Here is an 18,774-nt window from a genome sequence, read left to right as displayed (position 1 = left end):
ATTTGAGATTTCGCAGAAGTAAAAACAGCCCAAAGAGGGCTGTTCGATACGATTAAATCTCAACTTAAATCGCAAACAAGTCATTCAAGTTCTCAGCCAAGGTTGGGTGAGTGAAGATTTGTTTTGTGAAGTAAGTGTAAGGAATCTTGTTGTCCATAGCAACAGTGATGATATTGATGATTTCTTGAGAACCTTCTGAGAAGATGCTTGCACCGAGAATTTCTTTTGTTTCAGTATTCACAACAGCTTTGAAAGCTCCGCGAAGGTCGCCATTTACATGACCACGAGGCATCGCAGCAACAGGGATTTCCTTAACGGCGTATGGAAGTTTCAAATCAGCTGCTTGGCTTTCAGTCAAACCGACTTGTGAAAGGGCAGGTGTGATAAACATGGTGTTTGGTACATTGAGACGGTCTTCAAGCGTGTAGCTACCATCTCCAGCAAGGTAGCTGTAAACAACACGGAAGTCATCAAGTGAAATGTAAGTAAATTGAAGGCCACCGTTGACATCTCCAACTGCAAAGACACCAGGAACGTTTGTTTGACAATGTTTGTCCACTTTAATAGCACCACGTTCAGTTAGTTCAATATCTGTATTTTCAAGTTGAAGTGGTTCTACATTTGGTTTGCGTCCAGTTGCGTAAAGAAGGGCATCGAAACGGTAAGTTTCATTTTCAGTTACGACAAGCACTTGGTCACCGTCATTTTTAATTTCAGTAGTACGGATATTTTGAAGCAATTCAATACCGTCTTCTTCCATGTATTGTTTAGCAAGAGCTGCGATGGAAGGTTCTGCACGAGGAAGGAAAGTATCCAAGGCATCTAGGACTGTGACCTTGCTTCCAAGTTTGTTGTAAAGGCCGGCAAATTCAAGACCGATATTTCCACCACCAAGGACTCCAAGGTTTTCAGGTAATTTGTCCAAGTTTTGGATACCTGTTGAGTCAAAGACGTTTTTGCTTGTAGCAAGTCCAGGGATTGGCAAGACGTTTGAAACAGCACCAGTGTTGATGACGATTGTTTCAGCAGTCAGTTCTTTCTTTTCATCACCAGCTTGGATTTCGATGACTTTATTTGAAAGGAAGTGAGCTTCCGCATCAAAGATATCTACGCCTGTACCAGCAACAGTAGCATAGTTTTTACCGTTGAGGCGACCAGTGATAGTGTTTTTGGTAGCAATAACTTCTTCAAAAGACAAGTCTTTCTCAGCAGCAACTAGCAAAGTCTTAGTTGGGATACATCCGATGTTGATACAAGTTCCACCGTACATAGCTTTGCTACGTTCAACGAGAGCAACTTTTTTGCCAGCTGAAGCCAATTTACCAGCTAGTGTTTTACCAGCTTTACCAAATCCGATAACGATTAAATCATAAGTTAACATTTAGAGTTCCTCCTATTCGATTTTCATTCTAGCACAAGAAAAAAACTTTTGCACAATTCTGCTACGCTTTAAAAAAGTTTATGAAATAGTGGAAATTATAGCCTTACTTTCTCAGAAAAATCGTTTACATGATATTATCGATGGATTGGGCTATCTTTTGCTTCTCTCTTGTGTTATACTAGATAGGTTGCAAAGAAAACAGTACTTTTCTTTTGTGGAAAAGAAGCAACACGATTTTATATCCAGTATATGAAAATACGTCATAAAAAGAAAAGTATAAACTAAGCCCTATAGGGTGGCTTCGCACCACCTTTAGAAAGAAGAATATCGTGAAATTTAATGAATTAAACTTGTCTGCTGATTTGCTAGCAGAGATTGAAAAAGCTGGTTTTGTAGAAGCCAGTCCGATCCAAGAACAAACCATTCCCTTGGCCCTTGAAGGCAAGGACGTTATCGGTCAAGCTCAGACTGGTACGGGAAAAACTGCGGCTTTTGGTTTGCCAACTCTTGAAAAAATTCGTACAGAAGAAGCAACTATCCAAGCCTTGGTCATCGCTCCAACTCGTGAACTAGCTGTCCAAAGTCAAGAAGAACTCTTCCGCTTTGGTCGTAGTAAGGGAGTCAAAGTCCGTTCAGTATATGGCGGATCAAGCATTGAAAAGCAAATTAAGGCTCTTAAATCTGGTGCCCATATCGTGGTGGGAACACCTGGTCGCCTCTTGGACTTGATTAAACGCAAGGCCTTGAAATTACAAGATATTGAAACTCTTATCCTTGACGAAGCGGATGAAATGCTCAACATGGGCTTCCTTGAAGATATTGAAGCTATCATCTCCCGTGTTCCTGAAAGCCGTCAAACCTTACTTTTCTCAGCAACTATGCCAGATGCCATCAAACGTATCGGTGTTCAGTTTATGAAAGAACCTGAGCATGTGAAGATTGCTGCTAAGGAATTAACAACAGAATTGGTTGACCAATACTATATCCGAGTTAAAGAGCAAGAAAAATTTGATACCATGACTCGTCTCATGGATGTGGAACAGCCTGAGCTTGCTATCGTATTTGGTCGTACCAAACGTCGTGTGGATGAATTGACTCGTGGTTTGAAAATCCGTGGCTTCCGTGCAGAAGGAATTCATGGAGACCTAGACCAAAACAAACGTCTTCGTGTCCTTCGTGACTTTAAAAATGGCAATCTTGATGTTTTGGTTGCGACAGACGTTGCAGCACGTGGGTTGGATATTTCAGGTGTGACCCATGTCTATAACTACGATATTCCACAAGATCCTGAAAGTTATGTTCACCGTATCGGTCGTACAGGTCGTGCTGGTAAGTCAGGTCAGTCTATTACTTTCGTATCACCAAATGAAATGGGCTACCTCCAAATCATTGAAAACTTGACTAAGAAACGCATGAAAGGTCTCAAACCTGCAAGTGCAGAAGAAGCCTTCCAAGCTAAAAAACAGGTAGCTCTCAAGAAAATTGAACGTGATTTTGCAGATGAGACTATCCGTGCCAACTTTGAGAAATTTGGTAAGGATGCTCGTAAGCTAGCTGCCGAATTTACTCCAGAAGAATTGGCAATGTATATTTTGAGTCTGACAGTCCAAGACCCAGATAGTCTTCCTGAAGTGGAGATTGCACGTGAAAAACCACTGCCATTTAAACCATCAGGTAATGGCTTCGGTGGTAAAGCTAAGGGAGGTCGTCGTGGAGATGACCGTCGTGATAATCGCCGTGGAGACAACCGTCGTGGTGGTCGTCGTGATGATTTCAAAAAAGGAAGTCGTGGCAATGATCGTTTTGATAAGGAAAAACGTTACCGTAAGGATAATAAAAAACCACGCAATACTTCAAGCGAAAAGCAAACAGGCTTTGTTATTCGTAACAAGGGCGATAAATAAGAAAAAGCGGTTCAAAATGAATCGCTTTTTTATATAAGGAGACCGAATGGAAAAGAAAGATAAATAAAATAGATATATTATCTTCTTGTAATATTATGATACACAAAAATAGGGGGCTTGTCAATAGAAAAGAAGTAATTTAATTAAAAATATTCTTGTTTTTTTAAATTGCAATTAAATAAGGAATTTTCAGATAATAATTGAAAATTCAAGCTGTTTATGTTATAATGATAGCGATTAAATTCGAGGTGAAAAATGGCACATTTATTAGAAAAAACTAGAAAAATTACTTCTATCCTGAAGCGCTCAGAGGAGCAGTTGCAGGAAGAACTCCCCTACAATGCGATTACCCGTCAATTGGCAGATATTATTGACTGTAACGCCTGTATCGTTAATAGCAAGGGACGTCTCCTTGGCTATTTTATGCGTTACAAAACCAATACAGATCGTGTAGAGCAATTCTTCCAAACTAAAATTTTCCCGGATGACTACATTCAAGGTGCGAACATGATTTACGATACAGAAGCCAATCTGACAGTTGATCATGATTTAAGTATTTTCCCTGTGGAAAGTCGTGCTGACTTTCCAGATGGTTTGACGACTATTGCACCGATTCATGTATCAGGGATTCGCCTTGGTTCTTTGATTATTTGGCGCAATGATAAAAAATTCGAAGACGAGGACTTGATTCTTGTTGAGATTGCGAGTACCGTTGTTGGGATTCAACTCCTTAATTTCCAACGTGAAGAAGATGAGAAAAATATCCGCCGCCGTACTGCTGTTACCATGGCGGTTAATACCCTTTCTTATTCCGAACTCCGTGCTGTTTCAGCAATTTTAGGGGAATTAAATGGAAATGAAGGGCAGTTGACTGCGTCTGTAATTGCAGACCGCATCGGAATCACCCGTTCTGTGATTGTCAATGCCCTTCGTAAACTTGAATCTGCAGGAATTATTGAAAGTCGCTCACTTGGAATGAAGGGAACCTATCTTAAGGTCTTGATTTCAGATATTTTTGAAGAAGTGAAGAAAAGAGATTACTAATGACTAAGGCTTTGATTTCGATTGATTATACAGAAGATTTTGTTGCAGATAGTGGAAAATTGACAGCAGGTGCTCCAGCTCAGGCGATTTCGGAAGCTATTAGCAAGGTGACTCGATTAGCTTTTGAACGCGGAGATTATATCTTCTTTACCATCGATGCTCACGAAGAAAACGATTGTTTCCATCCAGAAAGCAAGTTGTTTCCTCCTCACAATTTGATTGGGACTAGTGGACGGAATTTATACGGAGATTTGGGGACCTTTTATCAAGAGCATGGTTCAGACAGTCGTATCTTTTGGATGGATAAACGCCATTACTCAGCTTTTTCAGGGACTGACCTGGATATCCGTTTGAGAGAGCGTCGAATTTCTACAGTTATTTTAACCGGAGTTTTGACGGATATCTGTGTCCTGCATACAGCTATAGATGCTTATAATCTAGGATATGACATCGAGATTGTTAAACCAGCTGTTGCTTCCATCTGGCCTGAAAATCACCAATTTGCCCTTGGACATTTCAAAAATACACTTGGAGCTAAGTTAGTAGATGAAAATCTAAATGAAATTTCTGAGTAATTTGGTTGATGAAATGAAAAAAATTGAAAAAAAGTGTTGACAAGCATCCTAAAAGTTGATATACTAGTAAAGTAATCGACGCGGGGATGGCGGAATTGGCAGACGCGCAGGACTAAGGATCCTGTGACCGCTTTAGGTCGTGAGGGTTCAAGTCCCTCTCTCCGCATAGGATAAGAGTTAGCTTAGGCTAGCTCTTTTGTTTTCATCTAATTCAAGTAGAGCAAAAAAATTTTGCTCTTTTTTTGTATTTCATAAACATTTCATATTTGGGTTTTATAATAGTCTTACAAATATGGAGGTGACAAATGAATCCAATCCAAAGAGCTTGGGCTTATGTCAGCAGAAAACGACTGAGAAGTTTTATTTTATTTCTGATTTTGTTTGTCCTATTGGCTGGAATTTCAGCCTGTTTGACGCTGATGAAGTCCAACAAAACAGTTGAAACCAATCTTTACAAATCACTCAACACATCTTTTTCTATTAAGAAGATAGAAAATGGTCAGACTTTCAAGTTGTCAGATCTAGCATCTGTCAGCAAGATTAAGGGACTGGAAACTGTTTCTCCTGAACTGGAGACGATTGCAAAACTAAAAGACAAGGAAGCAGTGAGTGGCGAGCAGAGCGTGGAGCGTGATGATTTGTCAGCTGCGGACAAGAACTTGGTTAGCTTAACAGCTCTTGAGGATTCATCCAAGGATGTGACCTTTACCAGCTCGGCTTTCAATCTAAAAGAAGGGCGACACCTTCAAAAAGGGGATGCAAAGAAAATCATCATTCACGAAGTGCTGGCTAAGAAGAATAGTCTTTCGCTTCATGACAAGATTGTCTTAGATGCTGGACAGTCAGAATCTGGAAAAGGGCAAACAGTAGAGTTTGAGATTGTTGGCATCTTTTCTGGTAAAAAACAAGAGAAATTCACAGGCTTGTCTTCTGACTTCAGTGAAAACCAGGTCTTTACAGACTATGAAAGTAGCCAAAGTCTTTTGGGAAATGGTGAATCTCTAGTCAGTGCAGCTCGCTTCTATGTAGAAAATCCTAAGGAAATGGACGAACTCATGGAGCAGGTGGAAAACTTGTCCTTAGAAAATCAAGGTTACCAAGTTGAGAAGGAAAATAAGGCCTTTGAACAAATCAAGGATTCAGTTGCAACCTTCCAAACCTTTCTGACCATCTTCCTTTATGGGATGTTGATAGCAGGAGCAGGGGCCTTAATTCTGGTTTTGTCTCTCTGGTTGAGAGAAAGGGTCTACGAAGTGGGAATTTTACTGGCACTTGGAAAAGGCAAGAGCTCGATCTTCCTACAGTTCTGTTTAGAGGTAGTTTTGGTATCTCTCGGTGCTTTGCTTCCAGCATTTGCTGCAGAAAACACAATCACATCCTACCTACTCCAAACTCTACTAGCAAGTGGAGATCAAGCAGTCTTACAAGACACGCTAGCCAAAGCAAGTGGTCTATCAAGTAGTTTATTATCTTTTGCAGAATCCTATGTCTTTCTGCTCTTGATTGGTTGCTTGTCTGTAGCCCTTTGTTTCCTATTCTTATTTAGAAAATCGCCGAAAGAAATTTTATCATCTATTAGTTAAGAAGGAGAAATCATGACTTTATTACAATTACAAGATGTTACCTACCGTTATAAGAACACTGCTGAGGCGGTTTTATATCAGATCAATTATAATTTTGAACTTGGGAAATTTTATACTATTATTGGTGAGTCAGGAGCAGGAAAATCCACACTCTTGTCCCTACTTGCTGGTCTAGATAGTCCTGTTGAAGGTTCTATCCTTTTTCAAGGAGAGGACATTCGTAAGAAGGGCTATTCTTACCATCGCATGCACCATATTTCCCTGGTCTTTCAAAATTATAACTTGATAGATTATCTTTCTCCACTGGAAAATATCCGCTTGGTCAATAAAAAGGCAAGTAAGGATACACTTCTTGAACTTGGTCTGGATGAAAGTCAGATCAAGCGGAATGTTCTCCAGTTATCAGGGGGTCAACAGCAACGTGTTGCCATTGCTCGTAGTTTGGTATCAGAAGCTCCAGTTATTCTAGCGGATGAGCCAACGGGAAATCTGGACCCTAAAACTGCTGGAGATATTATCGAACTGCTCAAATCACTTGCCCAGAAAACAGGTAAATGTGTCATCGTCGTAACTCACAGCAAAGAAGTGGCACAAGCGTCAGATATTACACTTGAGTTGAAGAACAAGAAACTAACTGAAACTCGCAATACTACGAAATAATATGAACTTTTTCTGTTAGAACTATAAAATAGAACAAAATCTAGAAAGGGAACCTATGTTACACAACGCATTTGCCTATGTTACAAGGAAGTTTTTCAAATCGATTGTCATCTTCCTGATTATTCTCCTCATGGCGAGCTTGAGTTTGGTTGGCTTGTCAATCAAGGGAGCTACTGCCAAGGCTTCTCAGGAGACCTTTAAAAATATCACCAACAGCTTCTCCATGCAAATCAATCGTCGCGTCAATCAAGGAACGCCACGTGGTGCTGGGAATATTAAAGGTGAAGACATCAAAAAAATCACCGAAAACAAGGCCATCGAGTCTTATGTGAAACGCATTAACGCTATCGGAGATTTGACTGGCTATGAACTCATCGAAACACCAGAAACCAAGAAAAATCTGACTCCTGACCGTGCCAAACATTTTGGAAGTAGCTTGATGATTACAGGTGTCAATGACTCCTCTAAAGAAGATAAGTTTGTCTCTGGTTCTTATAAGCTGGTCGAAGGTGAGCACCTAACAAACGACGACAAGGACAAGATCCTCCTGCACAAGGACTTGGCAGCCAAACACGGCTGGAAAGTAGGGGACAAGGTCAAACTAGACTCTAATATCTACGATGCAGACAATGAAAAAGGAGCCAAGGAAACAGTCGAAGTGACAATCAAGGGACTCTTTGATGGTCATAATAAGTCAGCAGTAACCTACTCACAAGAACTCTATGAAAATACAGCTATCACAGACATTCACACTGCTGCAAAACTTTATGGATACACAGAAGACACAGCTATTTATGGGGACGCAACCTTCTTTGTGACAGCGGACAAGAACTTGGATGACGTCATGAAAGAGTTGAATGGCATCAGTGGTATCAACTGGAAGAGCTATACACTCGTTAAGAGCTCCTCTAACTACCCAGCTCTTGAGCAATCCATCTCTGGTATGTACAAGATGGCCAATCTCCTCTTCTGGGGTAGCTTGAGTTTCTCAGTTCTTCTCCTTGCCCTCTTGCTCAGCCTTTGGATCAATGCCCGTCGCAAGGAAGTGGGTATTCTCCTCTCTATTGGTCTCAAGCAGGCAAGTATCTTGGGTCAATTCATCACTGAATCCATCTTGATTGCCATCCCTGCTCTTGTTTCTGCTTACTTCTTAGCTACTTACACAGCGCGTACAATCGGAAATACTGTTCTTGCCAATGTCACTTCAGGTGTTGCCAAGCAAGCCAGCAAGGCGGCTCAAGCCTCTAACCTTGGTGGTGGTGCAGAAGTAGATGGCTTTAGCAAGACCTTGTCGAGCCTAGATATTTCCATTCAGACATCGGATTTTATCATCGTCTTTGTCCTTGCCTTGGTTCTAGTGGTTCTCGTTATGGCGCTTGCTTCAAGCAATCTCCTTAGAAAACAACCAAAAGAACTTCTGCTGGATAGTGAATAACAAACTTGCTACCTATTCTCTCCTAAATGGGGTATAATATAGGTAGCATTTTTATCTATTTTATCTTGATAAGGCCTCTTTCTTTCAAGATGAAATTGAGATGATTTACAAGAAATTTAAAGGAATGTGAAACGTTTTTCTATGAAAATATTAATTGTAGAAGATGAAGAGATGATCCGTGAGGGGGTCAGTGACTATTTGACGGATTGTGGTTATGAAACCATTGAAGCAACGGACGGTGAGGAAGCCTTAGAAAAATTTTCCAGCTATGAGGTGGCCTTAGTTTTACTAGATATCCAGATGCCCAAGCTCAATGGTCTGGAAGTCCTAGCTGAGATTCGTAAAAGCAGTCAGGTTCCTGTCTTGATGTTGACAGCCTTTCAAGATGAGGAATACAAAATGAGTGCCTTTGCCTCTCTGGCAGATGGCTATCTGGAAAAACCCTTCTCCCTCTCCCTCTTAAAAGTGAGAGTGGACGCGATTTTCAAGCGCTATTATGATACAGGACGAATCTTCTCCTATAAAGATGCCAGGGTGGATTTTGAGAGCTACAGTGCCAGCCTAGCAGGTCAAGAAGTGGCTATCAATGCCAAAGAGTTAGAAATTCTGGACTACCTGGTGAAAAATGAAGGACGGGCCTTGACTCGTTCTCAGATTATTGATGCCGTCTGGAAAGCGACAGATGAGGTTCCCTTTGACCGTGTCATTGATGTTTATATCAAGGAACTGCGGAAAAAGCTAGGCTTGGACTGCATCCTCACTGTGCGCAATGTTGGTTATAAATTGGAGCGAAAATGAAACGAACAGGTTTATTTACAAAGATATTTATCTACACCTTCTCGATTTTTAGTGTTCTGGTTATCTGCCTTCATTTAGCTATTTATTTTCTTTTTCCTTCGACTTATCTGAGCCACCGTCAGGAAACCATTGGTCAGAAAGCGACAGCCATTGCCCAGTCCCTAGAAGGTAAGGATAGGCAGAGCATCGAGCAAGTCTTAGACTTGTATTCCCAGACTAGTGATATCAAGGGGTCCGTTAAGGGTGAGATGACCGAGGACAAGTTAGAAGTCAAGGACAGTCTTCCTCTGGACACAGACCGCCAGACCACCTCTCTCTTTATTGAGGAGCGTGAGGTGACAACGCAAGACGGTGGTACTATGACTCTCCAGTTTCTAGTTTCCATGGATTTGCAAAAGGAAGCAGAGCAAATCAGTCTCCAATTTCTTCCCTATACCCTGCTGGCATCCTTTCTGATTTCCCTCTTGGTGGCCTATATCTATGCTCGGACAATTGTTGCTCCGATATTGGAAATCAAGCGAGTGACCCGTCGGATGATGGATTTGGATGCTCAAGTACGTTTGCGCGTGGATTCCAAGGATGAGATAGGTGATCTTAAGGAACAAATCAATAGCCTCTACCAGCATCTTTTGACTGTCATTGCGGACTTGCATGACAAGAATGAAGCCATTCTCCAGCTGGAAAAGATGAAGGTCGAATTCCTACGTGGTGCTTCTCATGAATTGAAAACTCCACTGGCTAGTTTGAAAATCCTGATCGAAAATATGAAAGAGAATATCGGTCGTTATAAGGATAGAGACCACTATCTAGGAGTTGCCTTGGGGATTGTGGATGAGCTCAATCACCACGTTCTCCAGATACTTTCTCTCTCGTCTGTGCAGGAATTAAGAGATGATAGGGAAGAAATTGACCTATACCAGATGACGCAAACTCTAGTCAAGGATTATGCCTTGCTAGCCAAGGAAAGAGATCTCCAGATAGACAATAGTTTGACTCACCAGCAGGCTTATCTAAACCCATCAGTTATGAAGTTAATCCTGTCTAATCTCATCAGCAATGCCATTAAGCACTCTGTTCCAGGTGGCTTAGTTCGAATTGGAGAAAGAGAAGGTGAACTTTTTATAGAAAATAGCTGTAGCTCAGAAGAACAAGAAAAACTGGCCCAATCTTTTTCTGATAATGCTAGTCGCAAAGCTAAGGGATCTGGTATGGGGCTCTTTGTGGTCAAGAGTCTATTGGAACATGAAAAATTAGCTTATCGTTTCGAGATGGAGGATAATCGTTTAACCTTCTTCATAGCTTTTCCAAAAGTCGCCCAAGACTAGGGATAGAAAGGGTTTACATAGATGAAGCTAGAAGAAATTCAATCGAAACTGCGGGAAAAACTAGATTTTTTTGTCAAAAAGTGATAAAATGAACAATGTAAATGGGATGACCCATAAAAATATACAGGAGGCCTGATAAAATGGCAATCGTTTCAGCAGAAAAATTTGTCCAAGCAGCTCGTGACAACGGTTATGCAGTTGGTGGATTTAACACAAACAACCTTGAGTGGACTCAAGCTATCTTGCGCGCAGCAGAAGCTAAAAAAGCTCCAGTTTTGATCCAAACTTCAATGGGTGCTGCTAAATACATGGGTGGTTACAAAGTTGCTCGCAACTTGATCGCTAACCTTGTTGAATCAATGGGTATCACTGTACCAGTAGCTATCCACCTTGACCACGGTCACTACGAAGATGCACTTGAGTGTATCGAAGTTGGTTACACTTCAATCATGTTTGATGGTTCACACCTTCCAGTTGAAGAAAACCTTAAATTGGCTAAAGAAGTTGTTGAAAAAGCACACGCTAAAGGTATCTCAGTAGAAGCTGAAGTTGGTACTATCGGTGGTGAAGAAGACGGAATCATCGGTAAAGGTGAATTGGCTCCAATCGAAGACGCTAAAGCAATGGTTGCAACTGGTATCGACTTCTTGGCAGCTGGTATCGGTAACATCCACGGTCCTTACCCAGCAAACTGGGAAGGTCTTGACCTTGACCACTTGCAAAAATTGACAGAAGCTCTTCCAGGATTCCCAATCGTATTGCACGGTGGATCAGGTATCCCTGATGAGCAAATTCAAGCAGCTATCAAACTTGGTGTTGCGAAAGTTAACGTTAACACTGAATGCCAAATCGCATTCGCTAACGCAACTCGTAAATTTGCTCGTGACTACGAAGCAAACGAAGCAGAATACGACAAGAAGAAACTCTTCGACCCACGTAAATTCTTGGCTGACGGTGTAAAAGCTATCCAAGCATCAGTTGAAGAACGTATTGACGTATTCGGTTCAGAAGGTAAAGCTTAATCTAGCTGAATAATACAGATAAAACCTGCCCATTGGGTGGGTTTTTTAGTGTGAATATATTGTAGAAGAACCAATATTAAGTTGCTAAAAGGTTCTATTTTTTGTACAATAATGCTATGAAAAAACTAAAACAATGTAGTCTTGCCTTTCTTAGTTTCATTCTTTTGTTTCTGGCGGCTACATTCATCTTTCATCGTATTAGTTTGGAAAAAGAACAAGCCTCACTGACACCTATGGGACAACAAGTTCTCGTCGATGGTCATCAAATAAATGTTTACGTTGAAGGGGATGGTCCTGAGACTATAGTAGTTCTCTCAGGTGCTGGTATTGCTTCTCCTATATTGGACTTTAAAGAAGTATCGGAATCCTTATCGAAACGGTATAAGGTAGTCATCGTGGAGAGAGCAGGGTATGGTTATAGTGATGATAGCAATCATTCAAGAGATGTGATGGAGGTTTTGTCTGAGACGCGTCAAGCTCTTTCGCAAGCTAATGTCAAAGGTCCTTTTATCATTTTGTCTCATTCCATGGCTAGTCTTGAGAGTTTAGCTTGGCAGGAAAAATATCCTGATGAAGTGAAAACCTTGGTTGGGTTAGATTGGGCACTGCCAGCTAGTTATGAGAATTTAAAGGACAATCAGGCCTTGCTTACTGTGGCCTATTGGAGCAGTAAGATTGGCTTATTACGCTATTTCCCTGAGTCCTTTTATATAAAAAATCCAACTCTGACTGAAACTGAACGACAACAATATAAATTACTAGCATATAAGCAGTTGATGTCACAAGCCATGCTTCATGAATCCCAAACGGTAAAGGAAAATGCCAAGAGAGTTCCTTCAAACATTAATCCGAAAATTCCGGCCTTACTAATGGTTTCTAATGGTGATGGTACTAGCTTTAGCCAATTTGAGTGGCAACGTTATGCAGAGAGATTTGCAAGCGACCAGTCTAATGTTCAAGTCATCTATATGGATGTACCACATGACCTCTATCATTATCAAAATCATGAGGTTGTTTCTCGTATTGAAGATTTTTTAAAGAGTAATTGAGGGGGTAGAAATCATTTTAGACTGATGACAATAATTAAATGCTGAAGGATTAACAGTAGAATCGTGAGTTTTTTCGATTAAAAAAATTTTTTTCTTAACCACCAACCTGCCCATTGGGTGGTTTTTTTTAGTGTTTTAAGGAAACTATCAAACCAGAATTTTTGATTCAAACTATTATTTTAAGAGAGGAATCTCTAATTTCATAAACTTTAGGCAAACGCTTGCATTCTATTTTTTATTGGATTATAATAGGTTGGTATAAAGCCTTTTGTAGTAATAAAATGTAGAAGGTTTAGAAAGTAAGGATTTAGAATGTTAGTAGTCAAAAATACAATGTTGCTATTCCTTGCTATAGGGAGAGATTTATGGCAATGATAGAAGTGGAACATCTTCAGAAAAATTTTGTGAAGACTGTTAAGGAACCGGGATTGAAGGGGGCATTACGCTCCTTTATTCATCCTGAAAAACAGACTTTTGAAGCGGTCAAAGATTTGACCTTTGAGGTCCCAAAAGGACAAATTTTAGGATTTATCGGGGCTAATGGTGCTGGGAAGTCGACAACCATTAAAATGCTGACAGGGATTTTAAAACCGACATCTGGTTTTTGTCGGATTAACGGCAAGATTCCGCAGGATAATCGCCAAGATTATGTCAAGGATATTGGGGTTGTTTTTGGACAACGTACCCAGCTATGGTGGGATTTGGCTCTGCAAGAAACCTACACGGTCTTAAAAGAGATTTACGATGTGCCAGATTCGCTCTTCCATAAGCGCATGGACTTTTTGAATGAAGTCTTGGATTTGAAGGATTTTATCAAGGATCCCGTGCGGACTCTTTCATTGGGACAGCGCATGCGGGCGGATATTGCGGCTTCTTTGCTTCACAATCCCAAGGTTCTCTTTTTAGATGAGCCGACCATTGGTTTGGATGTTTCGGTCAAGGATAACATTCGTCGGGCTATTACTCAGATTAATCAGGAGGAAGAAACCACCATTCTCTTGACCACTCACGATCTGAGTGATATTGAGCAACTTTGTGATCGGATTTTTATGATTGACAAGGGGCAAGAGATTTTTGATGGAACGGTGAGCCAACTCAAGGAGACCTTTGGTAAGATGAAGACGCTCTCCTTTGAACTGGTGTCAGGTCAAAGTCATCTCGTCTCTCACTATGAAGGCTTTTCGGATATGACAATTGATAGACAAGGAAATAGTCTCAACATTGAATTTGATAGTTCTCGCTACCAGTCAGCTGATATTATCAAGCAAACCCTGTCTGATTTTGAAATCCGCGATTTGAAGATGGTGGATACGGATATCGAGGATATTATCCGTCGCTTCTATCGGAAGGAGCTCTAAGATGGTCAAATTGTGGAGACGTTATAAACCCTTTATCAATGCAGGTGTTCAGGAGTTGATTACCTATCGAGTCAACTTTATTCTTTATCGGATTGGGGATGTTATGGGGGCTTTTGTGGCTTTTTATCTCTGGAAGGCTGTCTTTGATTCCTCACAAGAGTCTTTGATTCAGGGCTTTAGTATGGCAGATATCACCCTCTACATCATCATGAGTTTTGTGACTAATCTTTTGACCAGGTCAGATAGCTCCTTTATGATTGGGGAGGAGGTCAAGGATGGTTCCATTATCATGCGTTTGTTGCGACCAGTGCATTTTGCGGCCTCTTATCTCTTTACTGAGCTTGGGTCTAAGTGGTTGATTTTTATCTCTGTTGGCCTTCCATTTTTAAGTGTCATAGTGTTAATGAAAATCTTATCTGGGCAAGGGATTGTAGAAGTGTTGGGTTTAACTGTCCTTTATCTCTTTAGCCTAACCCTGGCCTATCTGATTAACTTTTTCTTTAATATCTGCTTTGGATTTTCTGCCTTTGTGTTTAAAAATCTTTGGGGTTCCAACCTACTTAAGACTTCTATAGTGGCTTTCATGTCTGGAAGTTTGATTCCCTTGGCTTTCTTTCCAAAGGTTGTTTCAGATATTCTGTCCTTCTTGCCTTTTTCATCCTTGATTTATACTCCGGTCATGATCATTGTTGGGAAATACGATGCCAGTCAGATGATTCAGGCGCTCGCTTTGCAGTTTTTCTGGCTCTTAGTGATGGTGGGCTTGTCTCAGTTGATTTGGAAACGAGTCCAGTCCTTTATCACCATTCAAGGAGGTTAGTATGAAAAAATATCAACGCATGCATCTGATTTTTATCAGACAATATATCAAGCAAATCATGGAATACAAGGTGGATTTTGTGGTTGGTGTGTTAGGTGTTTTCCTGACACAAGGTCTGAACCTCTTGTTTCTTAATGTCATCTTTCAACATATTCCATCCCTAGAAGGTTGGACTTTTCAAAAAATCGCCTTTATCTATGGCTTTTCCTTGATTCCCAAGGGACTGGACCATCTCTTTTTTGACAATCTCTGGGCACTGGGGCAACGCTTGGTGAGAAAAGGCGAGTTTGACAAGTATCTGACTCGTCCTATAAATCCTCTCTTTCACATCCTAGTTGAGACCTTTCAGATTGATGCCTTGGGCGAACTCTTGGTCGGTGGCATCCTACTAGGAACAACAGTGACCAGCATTGCTTGGACGTTTCCCAAATTTCTGCTTTTCCTAGTTTGTATTCCTTTTGCGACTTTGATTTATACTTCCTTGAAAATTGCTACAGCCAGTATCGCTTTTTGGACCAAGCAGTCAGGCGCCATGATTTACATTTTCTATATGTTTAATGATTTTGCCAAGTACCCGATTTCTATTTACAATTCGCTTCTTCGATGGTTGATTAGCTTTATCGTGCCATTTGCCTTTACGGCCTATTATCCTGCTAGCTATTTCTTACAGGACAAGGATGTGTTCTTTAACATCGGAGGTTTGATGTTAATTTCCCTAGTCTTCTTAGGTATTTCCTTGAAACTCTGGGACAAGGGCTTGGATTCCTACGAAAGTGCAGGCTCTTAAGATGAAGAAACTCAAAGCCTTGTCTCAGGACAGGCTTTTTCTAATATAGATGGAAATTACTTGACACCTATTCTAAGAGTGCTATACTGTAAGTGTAATCGCCGATTTAGCTCAGTTGGTAGAGCAAGGCACTCGTAAAGCCTAGGTCACAGGTTCAATCCCTGCAATCGGCAAAGTGAAGAAACTCAAAGCCTTGTCTCAGGACAGGCTTTTTTAGATGTTAGGAACATGCCTTGAAGCTAGCTCTAGAGTGTTAAACTAGATGAAAAAAGAAGCAATAAGATGTAATTCAATCGCAGTTAGTCTAAATGAATGAAAAAGATGGGATAGCCCCTTAGAATCAGATTTTGTAGGTATTTCTTTGATTCCTGTTGTAGGAATTATTGAAAAGATAGTGTAAAAGGAATTTTATAGAAAATTTTTTTCAAACAAAATACTGCTCAAGTACGGTCATTAAAAGCATTAGATTTTTTGCTTAATTTTTAAGGGGCGGTTCATGACAAGAATTTTTTTACATTCATGATATAATAAGCTTAGATTCCGCTATACAGGAGGAAAGAGATGAAAAAAAATAAATGCTTATTTTTGGTTGTTAGTGTAATGTTAATGCTCTTAGCACTTTTTGCTCTAAATGGATGTAGTTTGGGTGGTGAAACCATTCCAAAAAATAGAACAAAAGAACAGTATGAATTTGAAAAAAAATTTGAGCCTATGTTTGAATTCTTGGAAAAAGACAAGAAAGAGTTTAATGGGTTAGAAGCTTATCAAAGTAGTGTTTATGTAACAGTTGGAGACGACGTAAAGAATTATGAAGTTAATTTAGATACTACTATAGCGGACATTAAAGGTAATTACACAATAACACTTGGGGATACTAAAGAAACAGTTCCTGTTACTTACTCTAATGGGAGATTACAGTACGAATCGAAGTTAGAACCTTTGTTTGATGAGGAAATTCTCAATTTAGTTGTTAAAAGAGAATATTTCGCTTCTTTAGATGTAAAAGAGACTTTTAAGAGTCCGGAAACAGAGCTTTTTGAAATTATTTACCAGCCAGAGAATCATTCTGAACTCTTTAAAACTTTAAAAAACAAGTATGATTTTCCAGAAGACACCAATTGTCGAGTAAGAATCAAACACTCCAGTGGAAGTATTTATCGGATTTCTATACAAATGAAATCGATGGATAAGTCAATTCAAATAGATTTAAGAATATTTAAACAATAGGGATGGTAGTTTATGAATGAAATCGAAAAGAGCATAAACGATATCGGAAACGACATTGACTAAGGTATTAAATCAATTCAGAAAGTGTTTGGGTGGTAAATGTGGAATTAAAATTTAAAGAAACAAATAAAACTTTTCATAAAATTGTAGAATTTAAAGGTGAAAAATATCTTTTGGATATGACTAGCATTAGTCCTAAAACTTATTTCTGGGGTTCTCTTCCTAGTGAAATCACAGCTAAATGCTTAAAGTTAGATAAAAGAGATACGAGATTTGAGAGCTTAGCTCCAACTATGAACAAATCTCTTGGTATTGGAATAGGTGTAGCAATAGGTGGAGCTTGTTATGGGATTGTTACGAATGCTGTTAAGAGTTATGACATTAGCCATAATATTTCTTTTAAATTAGGATTATTTTTCCTCTTTATTGTCCTAGCTTATCTTACTTTCAGGTTCATTGCTTTCGTGGCTCGTCATAATCTTCAACAAAAGCTTTCAAGTAAAGAAACGAAGCATCAAATAGTTTTCAAATTAGCAAGACCACAACGTCAGTTGAAACTGTATAAACTTCTGCCTATTCTTTTCGTTATGGTTATAGGATGTTTGGGGTTTTATATATTTACTGATAATGGGACAGAGGCATCTATCCTTATCGTTAACAGTATTTTATTTTTGGGTTTCTTTACGGTTATCTTAGGTATGTTACCACTCCGAGAAAGTTACGAAAAGCAAGAGATTATTTTTGATAGAGTAGAGAAGTTATAAGTTAAAAAGATACATAAATACTATTCTATAACGGATTTTTAATGAGCAACAGGAGATATTATGTTAAAAATATTAAAATCGAACAAGTGGATATTCCTTGCGATTTCCGTTCCCTTTATTATTATTGGTTTGTCATATTTGTTAATTAGGATACCGATTGGGAACACTGGTAAGTTTATTCATGATCATAAAGATTCTATCAAGAGAGAAATTATTGCAGACATAGACAGTCAAGGGCAATATATAAAGTCAGTGACGCTTTTATCAGGTTCTGCGAGGGGAGGCTTTGATAATGGTGGAGATGTAGGTGGAAATTATCATATTTCCTTTACAGCCTATGCTAATAATAATCGCAAGCAGTCAATGAAAGTAGAATTATACTTTCCTGATGCTGGTATAGGTCCTTTTACATTTATAAAACCCAATCCTTATAAATCTCCTGAAACTATGAGGAGATGGTACTTATCAGTAGTAGAGGTATCAAGTGACCCCTCGTGGGATTGGAAGCGAGAGCAAGATAAATTGACTGAAACTATGAATAAACTTGATCGCAAGAGCAAGGATGCCTCCAGGAAAGTTGAAAAAGAAAATATGATTCGTAATCTTAACAGATGGCTACAAGAACATGAGGAAAATTTCAAACTAGCTATCCAAACAGACCTGTATAGAAACGACCCAGAATTGGAACAGAAATTAGGAAAGATTCAAAGTATCAGTGTAAGTAACAATCAAATGTACATGCCTTCGGAAGGTATCGACATTCGTTTTGATGTTCGATTTGAAAAATATCCTGAAGAAGTAGCTACTATAGACGTTCGCTTGCATTCCCAAGGGGAACAATCAGTTTTTAAGGATCCCTTAGTAGCTGCAACTATTAGTTTTGAAAATGAACGTTTTGCTATAAAAACAGAGTACGACTCCAAGCTATTTCCAATTTTTAATCAAAGTCGATTTGGTAATAGTAATGGAGAAATTTCTTATAAGCTCCCAAAAGACTATGAAAATCAATTTTTAATTCCTTAACTATCAAGCAAGCTATTGT

General features: G+C 39.5%; 17 protein-coding genes and 2 tRNA genes. 18 read left to right on the top strand and 1 reads right to left on the bottom strand.

The window, feature by feature from the left end; all coding sequences use genetic code 11:
* Positions 1–64: 64 nt before the first annotated feature.
* Positions 65–1,381, bottom strand: a complete 1,317-nt coding sequence (locus D8848_RS01490) for an FAD-containing oxidoreductase (RefSeq protein ID WP_000958933.1) — start codon at positions 1,379–1,381, stop codon at positions 65–67.
* Positions 1,382–1,710: 329 nt separating this feature from the next.
* Here D8848_RS01490 and cshA point away from each other — a divergent pair, with 329 nt between their 5' ends.
* The 18 genes from cshA to D8848_RS01390 all read left to right on the top strand — a co-directional run bounded on the left by cshA (position 1,711) and on the right by D8848_RS01390 (position 18,755).
* The gene (gene cshA, locus D8848_RS01485; RefSeq protein WP_119941970.1) at positions 1,711–3,285 is read left to right on the top strand and encodes a degradosome RNA helicase CshA; all 1,575 of its coding nucleotides are present in this window, start codon (positions 1,711–1,713) and stop codon (positions 3,283–3,285) included.
* A 255-nt stretch (positions 3,286–3,540) separates the two neighbouring features.
* Positions 3,541–4,329, top strand: coding sequence for a GTP-sensing pleiotropic transcriptional regulator CodY (codY, locus tag D8848_RS01475; protein WP_000940738.1), 789 nt, complete (start codon positions 3,541–3,543; stop codon positions 4,327–4,329).
* Positions 4,329–4,904 carry a cysteine hydrolase family protein gene (locus D8848_RS01470; protein WP_049524703.1) on the top strand — a complete coding sequence of 192 codons (576 nt, stop codon included), beginning with the start codon at positions 4,329–4,331 and terminating at the stop codon, positions 4,902–4,904. The genes codY and D8848_RS01470 overlap by 1 nt, the downstream gene beginning before the upstream one ends.
* 80 nt (positions 4,905–4,984) lie before the next feature.
* Positions 4,985–5,070: transfer RNA gene (locus D8848_RS01465), tRNA-Leu, on the top strand.
* A 139-nt stretch (positions 5,071–5,209) separates the two neighbouring features.
* The gene (locus tag D8848_RS01460; protein ID WP_125442906.1) at positions 5,210–6,487 is read left to right on the top strand and encodes an ABC transporter permease; all 1,278 of its coding nucleotides are present in this window, start codon (positions 5,210–5,212) and stop codon (positions 6,485–6,487) included.
* A gap of 12 nt (positions 6,488–6,499) precedes the next feature.
* Entirely contained in the window at positions 6,500–7,147 is a 648-nt protein-coding gene (gene vex2 / locus D8848_RS01455; protein ID WP_125442905.1) for an ABC transporter ATP-binding subunit Vex2, read from the top strand.
* 55 nt (positions 7,148–7,202) lie between these two features.
* Positions 7,203–8,582 carry an ABC transporter permease subunit Vex3 gene (gene vex3, locus D8848_RS01450; RefSeq protein WP_125442904.1) on the top strand — a complete coding sequence of 460 codons (1,380 nt, stop codon included), beginning with the start codon at positions 7,203–7,205 and terminating at the stop codon, positions 8,580–8,582.
* Positions 8,583–8,723: 141 nt separating this feature from the next.
* Positions 8,724–9,380, top strand: coding sequence for a response regulator transcription factor VncR (gene vncR, locus D8848_RS01445; protein ID WP_125442903.1), 657 nt, complete (start codon positions 8,724–8,726; stop codon positions 9,378–9,380).
* A complete protein-coding gene (vncS, locus tag D8848_RS01440) occupies positions 9,377–10,705 on the top strand; it encodes a sensor histidine kinase VncS (protein WP_125442902.1) in 1,329 nt (442 codons plus the stop codon). Before vncR ends, vncS begins: the two co-directional genes overlap by 4 nt.
* Before the next feature lie 140 nt (positions 10,706–10,845).
* A complete protein-coding gene (locus D8848_RS01435) occupies positions 10,846–11,727 on the top strand; it encodes a class II fructose-bisphosphate aldolase (RefSeq protein ID WP_001018999.1) in 882 nt (293 codons plus the stop codon).
* 116 nt (positions 11,728–11,843) lie between these two features.
* A complete protein-coding gene (locus D8848_RS01430) occupies positions 11,844–12,776 on the top strand; it encodes an alpha/beta fold hydrolase (protein ID WP_185756833.1) in 933 nt (310 codons plus the stop codon).
* Between the two features lie 365 nt (positions 12,777–13,141).
* Positions 13,142–14,134, top strand: a complete 993-nt coding sequence (locus D8848_RS01420; RefSeq protein ID WP_125442899.1) for an ABC transporter ATP-binding protein — start codon at positions 13,142–13,144, stop codon at positions 14,132–14,134.
* Between the two features lies 1 nt (position 14,135).
* Positions 14,136–14,954: an ABC transporter permease gene (locus D8848_RS01415; RefSeq protein ID WP_049524158.1), complete on the top strand. Its 819-nt coding sequence runs from the start codon at positions 14,136–14,138 to the stop codon at positions 14,952–14,954.
* Position 14,955: 1 nt separating this feature from the next.
* On the top strand, positions 14,956–15,741 hold the full coding sequence (locus D8848_RS01410; protein ID WP_125442898.1) for an ABC transporter permease: 786 nt from the start codon (positions 14,956–14,958) through the stop codon (positions 15,739–15,741).
* Between the two features lie 100 nt (positions 15,742–15,841).
* Positions 15,842–15,914, top strand: a tRNA-Thr gene (locus tag D8848_RS01405).
* Positions 15,915–16,302: 388 nt separating this feature from the next.
* Positions 16,303–16,968 (top strand): hypothetical protein, encoded by a 666-nt coding sequence (locus tag D8848_RS01400; RefSeq protein WP_125442897.1) that lies wholly within the window; start codon positions 16,303–16,305, stop codon positions 16,966–16,968.
* 101 nt (positions 16,969–17,069) lie between these two features.
* Positions 17,070–17,732, top strand: a complete 663-nt coding sequence (locus D8848_RS01395; RefSeq protein ID WP_125442896.1) for a DUF443 domain-containing protein — start codon at positions 17,070–17,072, stop codon at positions 17,730–17,732.
* Positions 17,733–17,792: 60 nt separating this feature from the next.
* Positions 17,793–18,755 (top strand): hypothetical protein, encoded by a 963-nt coding sequence (locus tag D8848_RS01390; RefSeq protein WP_260467287.1) that lies wholly within the window; start codon positions 17,793–17,795, stop codon positions 18,753–18,755.
* Positions 18,756–18,774: the final 19 nt, after the last annotated feature.

The organism is Streptococcus mitis (genome assembly GCF_003942775.1).
Classification (GTDB): domain Bacteria; phylum Bacillota; class Bacilli; order Lactobacillales; family Streptococcaceae; genus Streptococcus; species Streptococcus mitis_CN.
This window is presented reverse-complemented; position numbering and strand designations above follow the sequence as displayed.